This window comes from Thermoanaerobacterium sp. R66, assembly GCF_028895185.1.
GTDB lineage: Bacteria > Bacillota > Thermoanaerobacteria > Thermoanaerobacterales > Thermoanaerobacteraceae > Thermoanaerobacterium.
In genome coordinates this window covers 1,134,163-1,152,741 of sequence record NZ_JAEUWW010000001.1, presented here as the reverse complement: position 1 = coordinate 1,152,741, position 18,579 = coordinate 1,134,163, and the positions used below count along the sequence as shown (strand labels likewise).

At 35.8% G+C, this 18,579-nt stretch carries 15 protein-coding genes; 14 read left to right on the top strand and 1 reads right to left on the bottom strand.

What is annotated here, in order from left to right; translation table 11 throughout:
- Nucleotides 1-246 precede the first annotated feature (246 nt).
- From JJQ93_RS05740 to JJQ93_RS05685, 12 genes are all read left to right on the top strand, one after another.
- Nucleotides 247-1,293, top strand: a complete 1,047-nt coding sequence (locus JJQ93_RS05740) for a LacI family DNA-binding transcriptional regulator (RefSeq protein ID WP_274894064.1) — start codon at nucleotides 247-249, stop codon at nucleotides 1,291-1,293.
- A gap of 71 nt (nucleotides 1,294-1,364) precedes the next feature.
- Nucleotides 1,365-2,702 (top strand): ABC transporter substrate-binding protein, encoded by a 1,338-nt coding sequence (locus JJQ93_RS05735; RefSeq protein ID WP_274893046.1) that lies wholly within the window; start codon nucleotides 1,365-1,367, stop codon nucleotides 2,700-2,702.
- A 103-nt stretch (nucleotides 2,703-2,805) separates the two neighbouring features.
- The gene (locus JJQ93_RS05730) at nucleotides 2,806-3,795 is read left to right on the top strand and encodes a carbohydrate ABC transporter permease (RefSeq protein ID WP_274893044.1); all 990 of its coding nucleotides are present in this window, start codon (nucleotides 2,806-2,808) and stop codon (nucleotides 3,793-3,795) included.
- Between the two features lie 18 nt (nucleotides 3,796-3,813).
- Nucleotides 3,814-4,686, top strand: coding sequence for a carbohydrate ABC transporter permease (locus JJQ93_RS05725; protein WP_274893043.1), 873 nt, complete (start codon nucleotides 3,814-3,816; stop codon nucleotides 4,684-4,686).
- Between the two features lie 21 nt (nucleotides 4,687-4,707).
- A complete protein-coding gene (locus tag JJQ93_RS05720) occupies nucleotides 4,708-6,600 on the top strand; it encodes a beta-galactosidase trimerization domain-containing protein (RefSeq protein ID WP_274893041.1) in 1,893 nt (630 codons plus the stop codon).
- Between the two features lie 14 nt (nucleotides 6,601-6,614).
- The gene (locus JJQ93_RS05715) at nucleotides 6,615-7,523 is read left to right on the top strand and encodes a beta-1,2-mannobiose phosphorylase (protein ID WP_274893040.1); all 909 of its coding nucleotides are present in this window, start codon (nucleotides 6,615-6,617) and stop codon (nucleotides 7,521-7,523) included.
- 12 nt (nucleotides 7,524-7,535) lie between these two features.
- Nucleotides 7,536-8,429, top strand: a complete 894-nt coding sequence (locus tag JJQ93_RS05710; RefSeq protein WP_014759158.1) for a 1,2-beta-oligomannan phosphorylase — start codon at nucleotides 7,536-7,538, stop codon at nucleotides 8,427-8,429.
- 192 nt (nucleotides 8,430-8,621) lie between these two features.
- The gene (locus tag JJQ93_RS05705; RefSeq protein ID WP_274893039.1) at nucleotides 8,622-9,035 is read left to right on the top strand and encodes an EamA family transporter; all 414 of its coding nucleotides are present in this window, start codon (nucleotides 8,622-8,624) and stop codon (nucleotides 9,033-9,035) included.
- Between the two features lie 150 nt (nucleotides 9,036-9,185).
- The gene (locus tag JJQ93_RS05700) at nucleotides 9,186-10,610 is read left to right on the top strand and encodes a PTS mannitol transporter subunit IIBC (RefSeq protein ID WP_274893038.1); all 1,425 of its coding nucleotides are present in this window, start codon (nucleotides 9,186-9,188) and stop codon (nucleotides 10,608-10,610) included.
- 8 nt (nucleotides 10,611-10,618) lie between these two features.
- A complete protein-coding gene (locus tag JJQ93_RS05695; protein ID WP_274893037.1) occupies nucleotides 10,619-12,673 on the top strand; it encodes a BglG family transcription antiterminator in 2,055 nt (684 codons plus the stop codon).
- A 13-nt stretch (nucleotides 12,674-12,686) separates the two neighbouring features.
- A complete protein-coding gene (locus tag JJQ93_RS05690) occupies nucleotides 12,687-13,127 on the top strand; it encodes a PTS mannitol transporter subunit IIA (protein WP_274893036.1) in 441 nt (146 codons plus the stop codon).
- Nucleotides 13,127-14,287 carry a mannitol-1-phosphate 5-dehydrogenase gene (locus JJQ93_RS05685; RefSeq protein WP_274893035.1) on the top strand — a complete coding sequence of 387 codons (1,161 nt, stop codon included), beginning with the start codon at nucleotides 13,127-13,129 and terminating at the stop codon, nucleotides 14,285-14,287. The genes JJQ93_RS05690 and JJQ93_RS05685 overlap by 1 nt, the downstream gene beginning before the upstream one ends.
- Nucleotides 14,288-14,350: 63 nt before the next feature.
- On the opposite strand, the gene JJQ93_RS05680 is transcribed toward JJQ93_RS05685, so the two are convergent.
- Nucleotides 14,351-14,914, bottom strand: a complete 564-nt coding sequence (locus JJQ93_RS05680) for a Uma2 family endonuclease (RefSeq protein WP_274893034.1) — start codon at nucleotides 14,912-14,914, stop codon at nucleotides 14,351-14,353.
- Nucleotides 14,915-15,105: 191 nt separating this feature from the next.
- On the opposite strand from JJQ93_RS05680, the gene JJQ93_RS05675 reads away from it, so the two are divergent.
- Nucleotides 15,106-18,033, top strand: a complete 2,928-nt coding sequence (locus JJQ93_RS05675; protein ID WP_274893033.1) for a sigma 54-interacting transcriptional regulator — start codon at nucleotides 15,106-15,108, stop codon at nucleotides 18,031-18,033.
- 53 nt (nucleotides 18,034-18,086) lie between these two features.
- Nucleotides 18,087-18,569: a PTS sugar transporter subunit IIA gene (locus tag JJQ93_RS05670; RefSeq protein WP_274893032.1), complete on the top strand. Its 483-nt coding sequence runs from the start codon at nucleotides 18,087-18,089 to the stop codon at nucleotides 18,567-18,569.
- Nucleotides 18,570-18,579: the final 10 nt, after the last annotated feature.

Sequence of the window (18,579 nt, the reverse complement as noted above, 5' to 3'; positions counted from 1 at the left end):
GTCGGTTAAGTAAAAACCGGCTTTTTTGTGCTTGTTAAACTTCTTTAAATGGTTACTTGAATTACTTTAATTATAAACTTAACAAAATATTAAATATGGTATAAATTGTATAGTAATCGTTATTTAATCAAATATAACACATAATTAAAGTAAAATCGTATTAAATTCAAGTAAAAATTGCTTGAAAGTTATATAAGCATAACGTATAATTAAATTGCAAGAAAAAATTACACCGAGGTGTTTAGATTGCCGGCAATCAAGAAGAAAAAGGTTACAATGAAAGATATTGCAGAAAAATTGAATATATCTGTAAATGCGGTATCGATAGCGCTAAACGATAAAGTTGGAGTAAGCGAAGATACAAAAAACCTGATTTTAAAAACAGCCGATGAAATGGGCTATTTTGACGAAAATCCATCCTTCATCATCAAAAATCACTTTAAAAATATTTGTCTCTTGATAGAGGAGCGAAATTTTCGCGATACTCATTTTTACACAAAGGTAATACTTGGAATAGAAAATGAGGCTAGAAAAAACAATTTTGACATCTTGGTAAACTTTATGAATAAAGATGATTTTCAGATTCCTAAAAGTGTTGAAAGCAGAAAGGTGTCAGGAATATTAGTTGTAGGAACGATAAAAGATCAACACTTAAGGATGCTTTTAGATTATGGAATACCAATAGTACAAGTCGATCATTCATCATTTTTGATAAATACAGATGCAGTTTTGACTCAAAATATGCCTGGCTCTTATATGGCGACAAAATATCTCATTGAAAAAGGGCATACGCAGATAGGATTTTTTGGAGAGATAGACTTTTCTCTAAGTTTCAAGGAGAGATGGCTTGGATTTAATGAAGCCATGAGAACATCAGGGCTTAATATTGACCCTATATTAAATGTAAATCCAGGGTACTGTGTAATCGGCAGCGTTGAAAAGTACGTTTTAAGCAAAAACTACAAAGAAGTGGCAAATATTATATCAAAGATGGATAAGCTACCGACTGCATGGGTATGCTCAAACGACAGTGCAGCTATAACATTGTATAATGCATTGAACATTTTAGGATTGAAAGTGCCTGATGACATTTCAGTTGTGGGTTTTGATGACATCGATATATGCAAGATTGTCAATCCTCCATTGACTACAGTTCGTGTAAATAAGGAGCTAATGGGCGTCAAGGCAGTTCAAAAACTTTTGTGGAGGATGAATAATATTAAAGAACCGTATGACCATATAAGAATGGAAGTTAAATTAATCGAGAGAGGATCTGTAAAAGAAATAAGATAGATATTTAAGACAACTATGTAAACGTGCTTATCTCACAAAAATTAATTTAAATTTAGGAGGTAGCAATTACGATGAAAAAGAGGATTTCGGTTTTGATATCTGCTTTGATGATTTTATCAATACTTGTAAGTGGTTGCTCCAACAGCTCAAACAAGCAAAATTCTTCTTCCAATGCTTCTAAGAGCACAAATAATAAAGTGACTATAAAATTGTCTACATGGGCAGGAGCAGATGAGGCGAAACAATTGCAATCAATTATCGATAAATTAAATGCTAGTTCAAAAGATTACGTAATAGAGCAAAATTCAAATCCTGCTGACTATGATACGAGGATTACAACACAGCTTTCAGCAGGTAGCGGACCAGATTTGTTCTGGGTATCTGCTCAGAGAGCGACGCAACTTGCAGCACAAGGTGCATTGCTTGATATAACAAACTATTTATCTAAATCTGATAATAAAGCAGCTAACGTTTCTGATTATTACGAAAATGCATTGGCTCCATTCAAATATCAAAACAAAATATACGGTTTGCCGTGGGCTGAAAATCCTGTAGTTTTGTACATCAATAAAGATATGTTTGATAAGGCCAAAATTCCATATCCGGATGGGACGTGGAACTGGGACAAGTTCTTAAGCGTTGCTCAGCAATTGACGGTTGATGCAAATGGTAAACATCCAGGTGAGTCTGGATTTGACAAAAACAATATTAAACAATGGGGATTTACACTTAACGGTTGGCCACCAGTGCAGATGTTTGTATGGCAAAATAACGGAGAAGTTATAACGCCTGATTTCAAAAGTTCACCTATAGATACTCCTGAAGCCAAAAAGGCCTTTGAATTCTATTCTGAATTGATAAATAGTCCGGCAGTACCTTCACAACAGACGATAAAGGATCAAGGTTTTGATACAATGTTTAAAAATCAAGAAGTAGCTATGTTTATGGGTGGTGCTGCAGACAGTTTGGAGACGCAAGTCAAGTTTAATTGCGGTGTTTATGAAGTGCCGTCAGGACCTACCGGTAAAAAGGTTACTTTTGGAGACTTGTACGGAATGGCAATAAATGCAAAAACAAAGAATCCGGATGTGGCGTTTAAAGCATTTATCGATTTGACAAATGCGATTCAAGAATGGAAGGTAGTTCCTCCGCTAAAATCAGAAGTGAACGTAGATGCATTGAAGAAATTGCATCCAGATAGAAGTACAGACACATTGGGTACGATAGTAAAATCTATGTCTTATGCTGAAGGTTTCAGGTATTTTGTAAATTATCCAGACTGGGATAATATATTCTGGAATCAACTTATGGATCCAATAATCAACAATAAAGCAAATCCAGATGATCTTATTCCAAAAGTTAAGCCGCAATTGGATAATGTTTTAAAACAATACATCAGCAGTAAATAAAATGGAAAGGAGGCTTATCCTCCTTTCCTATTGATGAGATAAGCGCGTTTGCCTTTTTTAATATAAGGTTAACTTTCCTTTTAAAACAAAAGGAGGAATTCAAATGGAACAATATTTAGGAACTACAGAACGATGGTTTATAACACCTGTAGTTCTCATGTTTTTAGCTTTGATAATTTATTTTGTGTTAAGGAAAATCGGATGGAAAGTAAGAGCTGCTACCGGTTTTGCATTAATATCGCCGTGGCTTATAGGCTTTATTATTTTTACAGCATTTCCGTTAATTTATTCTTTGTATTTAAGTTTTACCAATTATAGTTTATTTGGCATACCAAAATGGATCGGGCTTAAAAACTATATATACATTTTTACTAGTGATTATGAATTTTGGCCGTCAGTTAGACTGACTTTACTCTATGCAATATTTACAGTGCCAATTGGTGTTATAGGGTCTTTATTGATTGCTATGTTGTTAAATAATCGTATAAAAGGAATAGGTGTTTTTAGAACTATCTATTATTTACCTGCTGTGATGCCTGATGTTGCTGTTGCATTAATATGGAGATGGCTTTTCAATAGTCAATCAGGTCTTATAAATTATGTCCTTTTGCCATTTCTTAAAATTTTTCATGTAGGAAAAATAGATTGGTTTGGCGATCCAAAATATGTTTTGTGGGCGTTTATAATAATGAGTGTATGGGGCATATTTGGGACAAATACGGTTGTTTTTCTCGCAGGACTTCAAGGGGTATCTAGGAGCCTATATGAAGTTGCCGATTTAGACGGTGCAAGTCCTTGGATTAAATTTTGGAAAATAACTATTCCTCAAATATCACCGGTGATACTTTTGCAGGTAGTAATGGGGATTATTAGTGCATTGCAGATATTTACTGTGGCTATGTTTGTAAGGCCTACAACAGGTGCAGGTATATTTATGAATCAATTGATTTACAATAGAGGTTTTACACAATTGCACATGGGGCAAGCATCAGCAATTGCATGGGTATTGTTTATAATAATATTGGCTTTTACGCTTTTAGTGTTCAAATCTACACCTGCATGGGTACACTACGAAGGAGAAATCAAAAGGTGATTAAGGAGATGTTAAACTATGGTGGACATATTAAGCACGTATAAAAAGTCTAACAGGGTTCGCAATATTACAAAGAAAACTATTTTGTACATTGTTCTTTCAGCAATAGCCATAGTAATTTTAATGCCATTCTTTTGGATGTTGTCGACAGCTTTAAAGCCTAATGCAGATATTTTTGCATGGCCGCCAGATTTTTTCCCAAAACCTGCATTATGGGGAAATTTTGCAAAAGCATGGCATGCTATGCCATTTAATATATACCTTATAAATAGTATTTTCATAGTTGTTTTGGGAATGGTGGCTGAGATAACGAGTGAGACTTTGGTAGCGTATGGTTTTGCACGCTTTAAGTTTCCCGGTAGAGATTTGATATTTTTTATACTTTTAAGCACAATGATGCTGCCGTTTCATGTGACTTTGATACCAACTTATTTAATATGGAAAAAATTAGGTTTAGTTGGCCAATTTGATCCTTTGGTAATAAGAGCGTGGACTGCATGGGGACCATTTTACATTTTTCTTTTAAGACAATTCTTGATGGGAATTCCATTTGAGTTAGATGAAGCTGCGGAAATTGACGGAGCAACGCCATTGCAAACTTTTGTTCATGTAATTTTGCCTCAGATTAAACCAGCTCTTTTAGCTATTTGCGTATTTACATTTAGAGGATATTGGAATGATTTCTTAGGTCCTGTCCTTTATCTCAATGATATGAATAAGTACACGATGACTCTTGGGATGTACTTCTTCATGGGTGGTGTGAATGAACAGCCAAGTTGGAACTATTTGATGGCTATGTCAATTGTAATAGCACTTCCTATGCTTATTTTATTCTTTATCGCTCAACGGTATTTTATCGAAGGAATTACTTTTACAGGTTTAAAGGATTAAGTTTATTTTTCATTTAGATTTATGATTGAAGGGGATGACAATAGAATGGGTACATCTTATGGCAACTATTTTCACAAATTCATAATAGGTGCTAATTATTGGCCAAGAAATTATGGCGTTGACATGTGGAAGAAATGGAATAAGGAAGAAATCAAAAATGAGTTTATGGAGGCTAAATCATTAGGACTTGATGTAATGAGAATAAATCTCTTGTGGGAAGATTTTCAGCCACAGCCTGATATCATATCGGAAGACGCGATTAAGAAATTTGATGAACTTATTGAAATATGCCATGATGTGGATATTAAAATTGTTCCTACGTTTTTCGTAGGACACATGAGCGGAGAAAATTTCGATGTAAATTGGAGAAATGGCAAAAGCATATACAATGACTCTTTCATGTTAAGGCATGAGGTAAAACTCGTCGGTTTTTTCGCAGAAAAATACAAAAATGAAGATGCAATTTTATTCTGGGATCTTTCCAACGAGCCTGACAACTATGTTAAAGCAGAGTCAAGACACGATGCATGGCTGTGGAATTATATACTGTCTAATGAGATAAAAAAATACGACAAAAATCATCTAGTGACATTGGGAATTCATCAGGCGTCCCTTCTTTCAGACAATAAATTTTACCCAGAGGATTTAAGAGAAGGCAATGATTTTTTATGTATGCATGCGTATCCTATTTACACAGATACATGTATTGACCCTGTGAATTCCATAAGAAGCACCTACATTGCGCCATTTGCATCGAAGCTTACTAAAGCTCTGGGTGGTAAAGATGTTTTGTTTGAGGAATTTGGCGCTACCACACTTATGATGTCGGAAGAAATCGAAGGTAAATACTACAAAACGGTTTTGTACAGCCTATTTGCAAATGAATCATTAGGCGCAATAGCATGGTGCTTTGGAGATTTTACAGTTGGAAACAAATTGCCCTACAACACAACACCTTTTGAAACGCACTTTGGCATAACTGCATTTGATGGCAGGCCAAAGCCATCAGGACTTCAAATAAAGGCTTTTTCAGAATTTATAAATAAAATTGAATACGATGAATTAATCCCCAAAAGTTGTGATGCAGCCATAATTGTTCCTGATAAGTATTATAATGCATTGTTTGTTGGCGATGATTACACACCGGAAAGAAATTTCAGAATACTTTTAAATAGCTTTATACTTGCAAAAGAAGCTGGCTTAGATGTAGAGATGGTAAAAGCTTCTGATATAGATTTTAATAGATACAAGATGCTGATACTTCCATCGGCATATAGGAAGGGACATTTAACACACGATCAGTGGATGAGGATAGTTGATTATGTAAAAAGCGGTGGTACATTATACGCATCTTATGATGGGATTGCCGTTGAGAGATTTGACGAAGTTTTTGGCATTGAAACACAGTATTCAATGGTGCCGAAGGATAATACCGCTTCAATTTATATAGAAGACAGAAAGATTAAGTTAAATTACAGCACACTTAAATTTAATAAGCATTTAATCGCAAAACCTACGACATGTAGTGTGATTGGATACGACAATGAAAGGAATCCCGCAGTAGTCATAAATAAATTCGGTAAAGGCAATGCAGTCCTTGTGACATACCCTATCGAACTTTATTTAAGCTACATGCCGGACGTATATAAATATGACAAAACCTATGAAATTTACAAATTGGCAAAAAAATGTTCTAGTATGGGATTTAAAATTGAATCTGGTTCTCCATTTGTAGAAGCCAAAGAATTTGAATATAAAGGGAAAAAACTAATTGTATTTATCAATCATGAAGACATTGATGTTAAGATTGATGCAAATTTTTCTGGAAAAGCAAAAGATATAATAAGCAATAAAGAATTTGATTTGGAAAATTTCGTGATAAAAGCCGATGAAGCAGTTGCATTTTTGATGTAGAAGGGGGTATTATAATGATTAGGCTAAGGAGGCTTACAGACAAACCAATATTGTCACCTTTAAAAGAACACGAATGGGAAAGAGAAGCTGTGTTTAATGCCGCAGCAATATATGAAGATCATAAGTTTCACATTTTTTATAGAGCTTCTAACAATGGATTCGTATTAAACACAGAGAAGCCAGAAGAAAAGCATAAATTTGTGTCATCAATAGGCTATGCGGTAAGCAATGATGGCATCAATTTTGAGAGATTTGACAAACCTATTATAGTGAGTGAGACAGAGCAGGAAGCATGGGGTGTTGAAGATCCCAGAGTGACAAAAATTGATGATAAATATTACATGCTTTATACAGGTTTTGGCGGAAAAAGTTGGGATAATTTCAGGATATGCATGGCTACATCTTATGACTTGAAAAATTGGGAAGGACACAGAATAGTCCTTGATGAACCAAATAAAGATGCAGCACTTTTGCCTGAAAAAATAAACGGGAAGTATGTCATGTTTCACAGGAGAGAACCCGATATTTGGATAGCATATTCAGATGATTTGATAAACTGGACTGATCATAAGATAATAATGATGCCTATTGAAGATACATGGGAATCTAAGAAAATCGGCATAGCTGGGCCTCCTATAAAAAGAGATGACGGATGGCTTCTTATCTACCATGGAGTCGACAAAAACAATGTGTACAGGTTAGGTGCGGCACTTTTAGATTTAAAAGATCCCTCAAAAGTTGTAGCAAGGCAGAAAGAGCCTATTTTGGAGCCTGAACTTGATTGGGAAAGAGAGGGTCTTGTACCGAATGTAGTTTTTAGCTGTGGTGCAGTTGAAGCAAATGGAATGTACTACGTTTATTACGGCGGTGCAGATACACATATAGGTGTCGCAGTAGTGGAAAAAAATAAAATATCATTTTAAGGAGTGGATAAATTGATAAAGCTAAAAAGGCTAAGCGACAAACCAATTTTAGAACCAGTGACAGAGCATGAATGGGAGAGAAAAGCTGTATTTAACTGTTCTGCCATATACGACAATGGATTGTTTCACCTTATTTACAGAGCGACGGATTTAGGACCACACAAAAAATACGGCAAATATATATCAAGGTTAGGCTACGCTGTAAGCAAAGATGGAATCAACTTTATGAGGCTTGATAAACCTGTTTTAAGCAATGACGTAGAGCAAGAGCTAAGGGGATGCGAAGACCCAAGGATAGTCAAGATTGATGACACGTACTACATGATGTATACAGGCTTTGGAGATAGGACAGATGATGACTACAGAATATGCCTTGCGACTTCAAAAAATTTAATAAATTGGGAGAGAAAAGGTGTCGTATTAGATGAGCCAAACAAAGATGCTGCACTTTTCCCGGAAAAGATAAATGGCAATTATGTGATGTTTCACAGAAGGTATCCGGATATATGGATAGCATACTCCAGCGATTTGAAGACATGGTTCGGACATAAATCAATAATAAAACCTATAAAAGGAACTTGGGAAAGTTCAAGGGTAGGTGTGGCTGGACCACCTATTAGGACAAAAGATGGATGGTTTCTCATTTACCATGCTGCAGATGACGACAATGTTTACAGATTAGGGGCAGCACTTCTCGATATAAATGATCCATCGGTAGTCTTAGCGAGGCAAAAGGAGCCGATTTTGGAGCCAGAGCTTGAATGGGAAAAGAACGGCTTTATATCAAATGTAGTTTTTAGTTGTGGCAATGCGGTAAGAGGCGACGATATATTTGTCTATTACGGTGGCGCAGATACCGTAATAGGTGTAGCGTATATAAACATGAATGACATAAAATTTGATTAGAAATACTCCCCCTCACATCAAGAGAGTATATATGATGCGAGGGGGTTATTTTAAAGTTTCATAGCAAAAAACTCAGATCTAATTTTCATATAAGAGACTTTACCATTATACCAATTATAGACAAATATTGCTGACAGTTATATAATATAGTGTGTTGTTTAGTCTATTTTAAACTTTTAGGGGGCATTAATTGTGTGGAAGCTTTATGCAGTATTGTCTGCTTTATTTGCAGCGCTGACATCTATCTTAGCCAAAATCGGCATAAAAGGTGTGGATTCAAACCTTGCAACGGCCATACGCACAAGCGTCATCATATTTTTATCATGGGGCATTGTTTTTGCAACAGGTGTGCAAAGCGGCATGAAAGTATTGACACGGCAAAATTGGCTTTTTTTGATTTTATCAGGTCTTGCTACAGGCCTTTCATGGCTTTTTTATTATAAAGCCATAGCTTTAGGAGATGTTTCAAAAGTTGCTCCTATAGACAAGTCCAGCATAGTTATAACACTTGTCTTGTCATACATAATTTTAGGCGAGCATTTTGATTTGAAGACAATAATCGCAGGGATTTTGATAACGGCAGGTACATTTGTCATGATCATGTAGCGTATATGCCTTCACAATTCAAGTTTTACCCTTCTTAAAATTTGTCACGGAAAACGGATGACAGAAATGAAATTGTTTAAATTGAAAAGGTGTAAATGGTGTCATACAATAGAATTAGAAAAAATAATAAATTTAAGGAGGGTAAAAATCATGGACAGAAACATGGCTTTGACAAATAAAGGCGGAACTGCAAAAGCAAAACTTCAAAAGCTTGGCGGATTTTTAGCTGGAATGGTTCTTCCTAACATTGGCGCATTTATAGCATGGGGTCTTATAACAGCGTTTTTCATTCCTACTGGTTGGACGCCAAATGCCAACTTAGCTAAATTGGTAGGACCTATGATAACATACTTGTTGCCTATCCTTATCGGTTATACAGGCGGTAAACTTATATACGATGTAAGAGGTGGCGTCGTAGGTGCTATCGCTACAGCAGGTATTGTAATAGGTTCATCCATACCGATGTTTTTAGGTGCGATGATAATGGGACCACTTGGAGGGTATATCATCAAAAAGTTTGATGAGGCAGTAGATGGAAAGATACCGACAGGCTTTGAAATGTTGGTAAACAATTTCTCAGCAGGTATATTAGGTGCAATATTAGCAATCTTAGCGTTTCTTTTCATCGATCCGGTCGTTACAGGTATATCAACAGGTTTAGGTGCAGCAGCACAATGGGTAACTGCAAAGGGAATACTTCCTTTGATAGCAATATTCATCGAACCAGGTAAAGTATTATTCTTAAACAATGCCATAAACCACGGTATATTGTCACCACTTGGCATACAGCAGGCTAAAGAAGTTGGTAAGTCCATATTCTTCTTGTTAGAAACGGATCCTGGTCCAGGACTTGGCATACTCATGGCATACTGGATTTTTGGCAAAGGCACAGCAAAACAATCAGCACCAGGCGCTGTGATTATCCACTTCTTTGGTGGTATACATGAAATATACTTCCCATATGTTTTAATGAATCCTATACTGATATTAGCTGTAATAGGTGGTGGAATGGCTGCAGACGCTACATTCGTCTTGACACACGCAGGCCTTGTTGCAACACCATCACCAGGAAGCATCATAGCTGAAATTGCCATGACACCAAAAGGTGGACTCTTACCAGTATTGACAGGTATAACAGTAGGTGCTGTAGTATCATTCTTAATAGCTTCTGTGTTTGTAAGAAGGGCCAGCGAAGATACAATGAGCGAAGAAAACATGGCATTTGCTAAGTCAATGGTAAGCAATCTGAAAGCGCAAAGCAAAGGACAAGCTCCTGTATCAAATATTGCAAAGGCAAAACCTAAATTAATAGTATTTGCTTGTGATGCAGGCATGGGCTCATCTGCGATGGGTGAATCAATACTCAAAAAGAAACTTAAAGATGCTGGGCTTGATATCACCGTCAAACACTCTGCAGTAAACCAGATACCAAAAGAGGCTGACATAGTATTTACGCAGGAAAGCTTGGCAGAAAGAGCATCACAGGTGGCACCATCAGCACAAATAGTGAAAGTGAATAATTTCCTTGATGGCAAAGTGTATGACGAGTTTATTTCGACGATTAAGAAGAAATAATAAAAACGGTGAATGATGATATGAAGGATTTAAGCGATCGTCAAAAATTCATAATTAAATCTTTAATAGAGAAAGGTCCTTTAAGTATAGAGGACCTTTCCAAATTAATGAATATCAGCAAGAGGACTATCGATAGAGAAGTCCATGAAGCGAATAAGATCTTGAAGAACTATCGCTGTGTTATAACTGAAAATGAGTCAAAGTATGAAATACACGGTGGAAATGAAAGTTTAGAAGAAATAAGCAAAGAAATCGGCCCTATATCGTATGGCAGCATATTAAGCCAAGAGCAGAGGCAGATATATATGACTTTAAGCATGCTTTTGTCAAAAGAGCCATTAAAATCAACTTACTTCAGCTATCTTTTCAATGTATCAGAAGGCACAATAAGCTTGTACCTCGATAAGATAGAGATATGGCTTAAGGTGAGAAACTTAGAGCTTATAAGGAAAAGAGGCATAGGCATAAAAGTTGAGGGGACAGAGATAGACAAGAGAAAAGCGGTAATAGAGCTAATGTATAGTTATTTGCCATTGGATGAAATGCTTATGTATGTGTACGGCGACAAACAGGATAAGTTCATTACGGAGTTTTTTAATAATATATTTAGCAGTGAAATTATAAATACCGCTAAAAAATTGGTGAAGCTTATTAATGAGACAGTCGTAAAGATAAATGACGACAACAATTATTTCGCTTTGTTTTTGCATGTGGCGACAGCTATATATAGGTACATGCAAGATGAAAGCATAAAATTAAACAAAGAGATTGTGGATGATATACTGTCGTCAGAACAGTTTAGCTTTATCTATAAAGTAGATGAAATAATGAAAGAACACGGCATAAATCTAACAGATGATGAGCTGGCATATCTGGCAATACACTTAAATGGCAAGAAGTATATTTACAAGAAAGAAGGTTTCATTGAGCTTGGAATCACATTAGATGACCTTTCTAAAGAGCTTATCGAAGAAGTCGCAAAGATATTGAAGACGGAGATAAAGTGCGATGATAAACTTATATACGGTTTGTCGCAGCACATAGAGACGCTTATTTACAGGCTTAGTATGGGCCTTCAGTCCAGAAATACTTTGATAGATCAAATAAAAGAGTATTATGGGGAATTGTTTGAAGCGGTAAATAAAGCTTGCAGGCTTATATTTTCAAAGTACAACATAACAGTGCCTGCAGAGGAAATAGGTTATATAACGATGCATGTAGGTGCTGCTATTGAAAGGCAAAAGGCAGAGAAAAGGTTAAAAGCTTTAGTAATATGTCCTAACGGAATAGGAACTGCAAAGATACTGTCAGAGAAATTGAAAAGCGCTTTCCCTGAGATAGATTCTATAGAAATTGGTTCAATACGCAATAAAGACGATGGTAAAGATTATGATATCATTATCTCTACAGTAAAGCTGTATGAAGATGAAGATTCTTTAGACAATGTAATAACGGTATCACCTTTTTTAACTTCTGACGATATACGAAAAATAAGAGATTTAATCGATAAGATAGGCTTTAATGAAGATGACAATTACCTTTTGCCACTTAAGTTAAATGACATAAGCAGATCAGAAAGCGAAAGCAGCATAACTAAGTATTTTGGTGAAACTTTAAAAAATTTGAATATAAGCAAGATAAGCGCAAATGGCTTAAATGAGCTTATAGATGTAATTGTAGATGAAATATCTAAAATAAATGTCATGTCAGATAAAGATGAAATAAAAGAGCTTATAAAAAAGCGGGAGATGATGGGCAATACAGTCATACCAGGCACAAGGATCGCTCTTTTACACACAAGAAGCGACAAGATGATCATACCGTACATCGGAATATACAGACTAAGTATTCCTATCAAAATGAGAAGCATAGGATTTACGCATGAAGAAGTTGATACGATTCTTGTCATGCTGGCAAGGAAGAAAGAGGATAACACCGTACTGGAAATGCTGGGTGAGATAAGCATTGCACTTGTAGAAAACGACGATTTCAAAGATGCCTTAAAATATGGTAATATTGATGATGTAAAAAATATTATTATTAACGTATTAAAAAAGTATTAGGAGGATTATTACAATGAATAGTGAAATCTTAAATGAAAATAACATCGTATTGAATGAAGCTTCAGAACCTAAATTTGATGCTATTAAAAGAGCTGGAAAACTATTAGTCGATAGAGGATATGTTGAAAAAGAATATATTGAAGGCATGATAGAGAGAGAAAATGACGTCACCACATACATTGGCAATGGCATAGCAATTCCACACGGTGTATCCCAGTATGTGAAATATATAAAGAAATCGGGAATAGTTGTGATACAGTATCCAGATGGAGTGGATTTTGGCGATGGCAATATTGCATACGTGGTTATAGGTATTGCAGGCAAAGACGATGAGCACTTAGAGATACTGTCAAGCATCGCCTTAACATGCCAGTATGAAGAAAATGTAAGAAGGTTGAGAGACGCAAAGTCGCCACAGGAAATAATCCAAATACTTAAAGAAGGTGGAGAATAATGAAAAAAGCTGTGCACTTTGGAGCAGGCAATATAGGCAGAGGATTTATAGGCAGTTTACTATATAAATCAGGCTATGACATATACTTTGTGGACGTATTTAAAGAATTGGTGGATAACATCAATAAATTTAAAAGTTACAATATATTCATATTAGGAAATGACATCAAGAAAGAAGTTGTAGATGGGGTCAAAGCGATTCACATAGACGATGAAGAAAATCTCTTAAAAGCCATTGCAGATGCAGACGTAATAACGACATCTGTAGGTGTCAACAATCTTTACGGCATTGGTGAAAAATTGGCGTATTATCTAGAAAGAAGATTTGAGAAAAATGATTTGCCACTTGACATAATGGCCTGTGAAAATGCTTTGTTTGCGACAAATATTTTAAGAGATAGCATTTACAAAAATTCCAGCGAAACTTTAAAGGCATATTTAGATGAAAAAGTCGGTTTTCCAAATACTGCTGTGGACAGAATAGTGCCAAATGTAGACATAGAGAAAGAGACTCCTATAGACGTGGCAGTAGAGGAATTTTTTGAGTGGGACATTGAGAAAGATGCTGTAAAAGGCGACTTTGATATAAAAGGCTGTGAGCTTGTTGATGACTTAGAACCATATATAGAAAGGAAGCTTTTTCTTCTAAACGGTTCACATGCCACGACAGCATATCTCGGCTACTTAAAAGGGTATAAGTACATTCACGAAGCAATATTAGACGATACAATAGATAAAATAGTGAGAAACCTTCAGTTAGAGGCTTCTTTCGGTCTTAACAATAAGCACAAGATAGAGATGGATAAGCTTAAGGAATACTCAGACAAAGTCATAGAGAGATTTAAGAATCCTCATTTGAAAGACGAAGTGGTAAGAGTAGGTAGAGATCCAGTGAGGAAACTTTCAAACGGTGATAGACTTGTATCGCCTGCCAAGTTAAGCTTTGAGACAGGTTTGATGCCTGAAAACATACTTTACGGCATAGCTGCAGGATTTGCATTTGACTATAAAGACGATCCAAAAGCCATGGAAATACAAGAAAGCATAAACACGTTAGGACTTGAGGAAACAGTGAAGAAAGTGACAGGCCTTGATGAAACTATCCTTATAGATAAAATAGTAAAAAAGTACAAAGAACTTAAATCCGGCAAGATAAAATAAACTTTTTAGCCACGGTCTTAAACTTTAATTATATGGTTTTAGACCATGGCTTTTATTGTAACATCAACTAAAAACATCTTTCAAATCTATAGAGAGATCATCGAAGATAGAAACTTTAATCTTATCCTCTTCAGTATAAATTTCAGGCCTGCCATATCTATTATTTTCCTGCAGTGCAAATACATTGACTATTTTAAGATCGGGTTCTACTATCCAGTATTCCTTTACTCCATATTTTTCATATAAATTAAACTTTTCTACTCTATCCTTTCTTGCGGTTGAAGGAGACGTTATTTCGACAATCAAATCGGGAGCACCTTTGCATCCATCATTGTCAAGTTTCGATTTATCACAGATAACTACGATATCAGGTTCTACAACAGTTTTAATATCTTTTTCGCTTTTTTCAGTAAACTTTACTCCAAAAGGTGCATAATAAACATCGCACTTCTTGTCTTTTAAATAATTGGCAAATTGTATATATATCGCACCTGAGATTTGTTGGTGTATTCGTGATGGAGGAGCCATCAAATAGATCTGTCCATCGATTAACTCAATTCTTTGATCATCTGTCCAATTTAAGTAATCATCGTAAGTGTATACTTCTTTTTTATCAGGTAATCCCATAATTGACACCTCTTTATTATATCTTTATCAAGATAGAGACTATCTATGTATTAATGGAAATTTTCCCTCATCAACTTCATTGTATCATGCGTATATTATACATGCAATATATGATATAATATAACACGTACATTTTATGCCATCCATTATGGCATATTTTTTGCATTATTTTGTTGTGGGAGGATGATAATGTGGATGAAATCGTAAAGATAATAGAAAATGAAGATAAGAAAAATCCTCTGACAGATGAAAAAATAGCTTCTATATTAAAAATAAATAGAGAAGAAGTGACACAATATAGGCTTGAAAATGGCATACCAGATTCCAGAGAGCGGAGAAAGCCATACCTTTATGAAGATGCAAAAAAGATTCTAAGCGAAGATAAAGAGATCTCTGATAGGAAGTTTACAAAGAGATTAAACGATTTAGGGTATGACATATCGAGATTTGCGGCGTCGCAGGTAAAGAAAGAAATCTTAAGTTCAGAGCTTATAGTGGCTGATAATGTAAAAGATAAAGATGATGACAAAGATGATGAGATAAGTCGAGAAAGTGATTTTATGTCTTTTAAAGAGATAATAGGATACGATGGAAGTTTAAAGACGCAGATAAGTCAAGCCAAAGCTGCCATTCTATATCCACCACATGGACTTCACACGTTAATACTGGGACCGTCTGGTGTTGGGAAAAGTCAACTGGCAGAAGCTATGTACGAATTTGCATTGGAATCAGGCAGGCTAAAGGATGGTAGCCCTTTTGTCGTTTTTAACTGTGCAGACTATGCTGACAATCCTCAGCTTTTAATGTCACAGCTTTTTGGATACGTAAAAGGAGCGTACACAGGTGCAGAGTCATCAAAAGCTGGTTTGGTAGAGAAAGCCGATGGTGGAATATTGTTTCTTGACGAGGTTCACAGACTTCCCAGTGAGGGACAAGAGATCTTGTTTTTTTTACTTGACAAAGGCAAATTCAGGAGGCTTGGCGAGACCGACAGCGAAAGAGAGGCCAACATAATGCTTATTGCAGCAACGACAGAAAATCCGGAGTCGTCACTTTTGCTTACATTTAGGCGCAGGATTCCCATGGTTATAGAGTTACCACCTATAAGTGAAAGGCCTCACAGAGAGAGATTTGAAATCATAAAGTTCTTTTTCAAAAAAGAGGCATTTAGGATAAACAAGCCCATAAAATTGAGGCCAGACGCTCTTAGAGCTCTAATGCTTTATGATTGCCCAGGCAATATAGGCCAAATGAGAAGCGACATACAAGTAGCATGTGCAAGAGGTTTCTTAAAGACTTTAGATAATAGGGATGGCGAAATAACGATAAACCTTGCCGATTTACCAAACCATGTAAGAATGGGACTTTTAAAGGTCAGCAAAAGAGAACCTTATATAGAAGAATACGCAGATAAAGATGTCATCATATATCCAAACAAGGTAAGCAAATTGCTGCCTAAAGAAGATAGGTACATTTTGCCAGATGAAATATATCAGTTTATAGAGGATAGATTTACTGAGCTAAAGAACGATGGGTTAAAAACCGACGAAATCTACAAGATCGTTGGAAATCAAGTAGAATCAGAGCTTAAAAAATTTGCCAACGATATACGAACAAAAAATTTTGTTTCAAAAAAAGAATTAAAGGAAATCGTAGGCGAGAAAATATTGTACGCCGTTGAAGAGGCTATAGACATAGCAAAGGAAAATTACAAAAATATAAAAGACAACCTTTTTTACGCACTGGCTATTCATCTAAGCGCGGCTTATGAAAGGGTAAAAAGCGGGAAACCCATATTTAACCCACAGCTTGAAAGCGTCAAAAGCGAGTACATGAGGGAATACGTTGTAGCAAAAAAGATGGTTGACAGAATCAATAAAATAATGGATATTGAGCTTACAGACGATGAGGTTGGTTTTGTAGCCATGTACTTGAGAACATTTTCAGCCAGTGAAAGCGGAAACAAAGGGAATGTGGCTGTTATAGTATTAACACATGGACATGTGGCCTGTGGCATGGCAGATGTGGCAAACAAGCTTTTAGGCGTAAATATAGCACATGGAATAGAGATGGCACTTGATGAAAGCCCAGAAGATGCCCTTTTGCGTACAATTGAAGTCGTGAAAAAGGTGAATGAAGGGAAAGGCTGCATAATACTTGTCGACATGGGATCACTCATCACTTTTGGCGAGATCATAACAAAAAGGACGGGCATTCCTACAAGGACCATTGGAAGGGTAGACACTGTCATGGTCTTGGAAGCCGTAAGGCGAGCTATTCTGCCAGATGCCACCATTGACGAAATAGCTGATGCATTAGATGAAAATAAATCTTACGTAGGACATGTGGAAGGTGTGAAAGATTCAAACAAACTTCCGAAAGCCATAGTAACCATCTGCATAACTGGTGAGGGGACTGCGCTTAAGATAAAGAAATATATAGAGGATAAGATACCTGAGATAAAAAGTGGATTAAAGATAATACCTTTAGGTCTTTTCAGCGAAAGAGAACTTGATGCGGAAATAAATAAGATAAGGAGCAAAAACAATATTCAAGCTTTTGTGGGAACCATCGATCCTAAAATAAGTGATATCCCGTATATCTCTGTTGAGGAAATAATGAATGGGGAAGGGCTAAAAAGGTTAAAGAAACTAGTAAACATAGATGTTGTGGAAGAAAGCCGCCTAAAAGAAGTATTAGACGATGATCTAATATTATTTGATGTTGATGTATCAATGAAAAGCGATGCTATAGACAAAATGGTGTATATGCTTGAGGAGAGAGGATACGTTGATGAAAAATTCATACTAAGCGTATATAAACGAGAATCGATGGGTGCTACATGGATGAAAGGGGGAGTTGCGATACCACATGGCGACACAAAATATGTCACAAAACCTGCCATAGCCATAGCAAAGTTGAAAGAACCCATCTATTGGGAAGGAGATTTTAAAACAGACTTAATTTTTATGTTGGCTTTGAAAGAAGATGCTAAAGATTACATGCTTGATTTGTATAAGGTCTTATCGAATGAAAAAATATTAAAAGACCTAAAAGAAGCCAAAAGTAAGGAAGAAATAAAAGAAATAATCATGAGAAATACAATACCGTCCAATTGATTGGCACGGTATTTGCATTATATAAATGTGTAAACAATGAGGAGGTAGATTATATGAAGATATCGGAGTTTTTCAACAGAGAATTAATTATTACAAATTTTGAAGCCAAAAGTCAAGACGATGTATTTGATGTGCTTTACAAAAAACTATTTGAAAACGGATATGTTAAAGAGACATATTTGGAAGCAGTAAAAAAGAGAGAAAAAGTTTTTCCGACAGGTTTGCTTTTAAATAAGTACAATGTTGCGATACCACACACAGATCCAGAACATGTAATAAAACCTGCGATAGCAGTCGCAACACTGAAAAAACCAGTTATCTTCAAAAACATGGCAAATCCGTTGGAAGATGTTTTAGTAAATATAATCTTTATGATTGCTTTAAACGAATCTCACAGTCAAGTTGAAATGCTGCAGCAACTAATTCAACTGATACAAGATGATTCATTACTGGAGAAGATCATTGGTGAAGATGGGGGTGATGGGATAATAACTTCTATTAAAATGTATTTTAAAGAAGAATATATAGATATATAGAAAGGGTGAT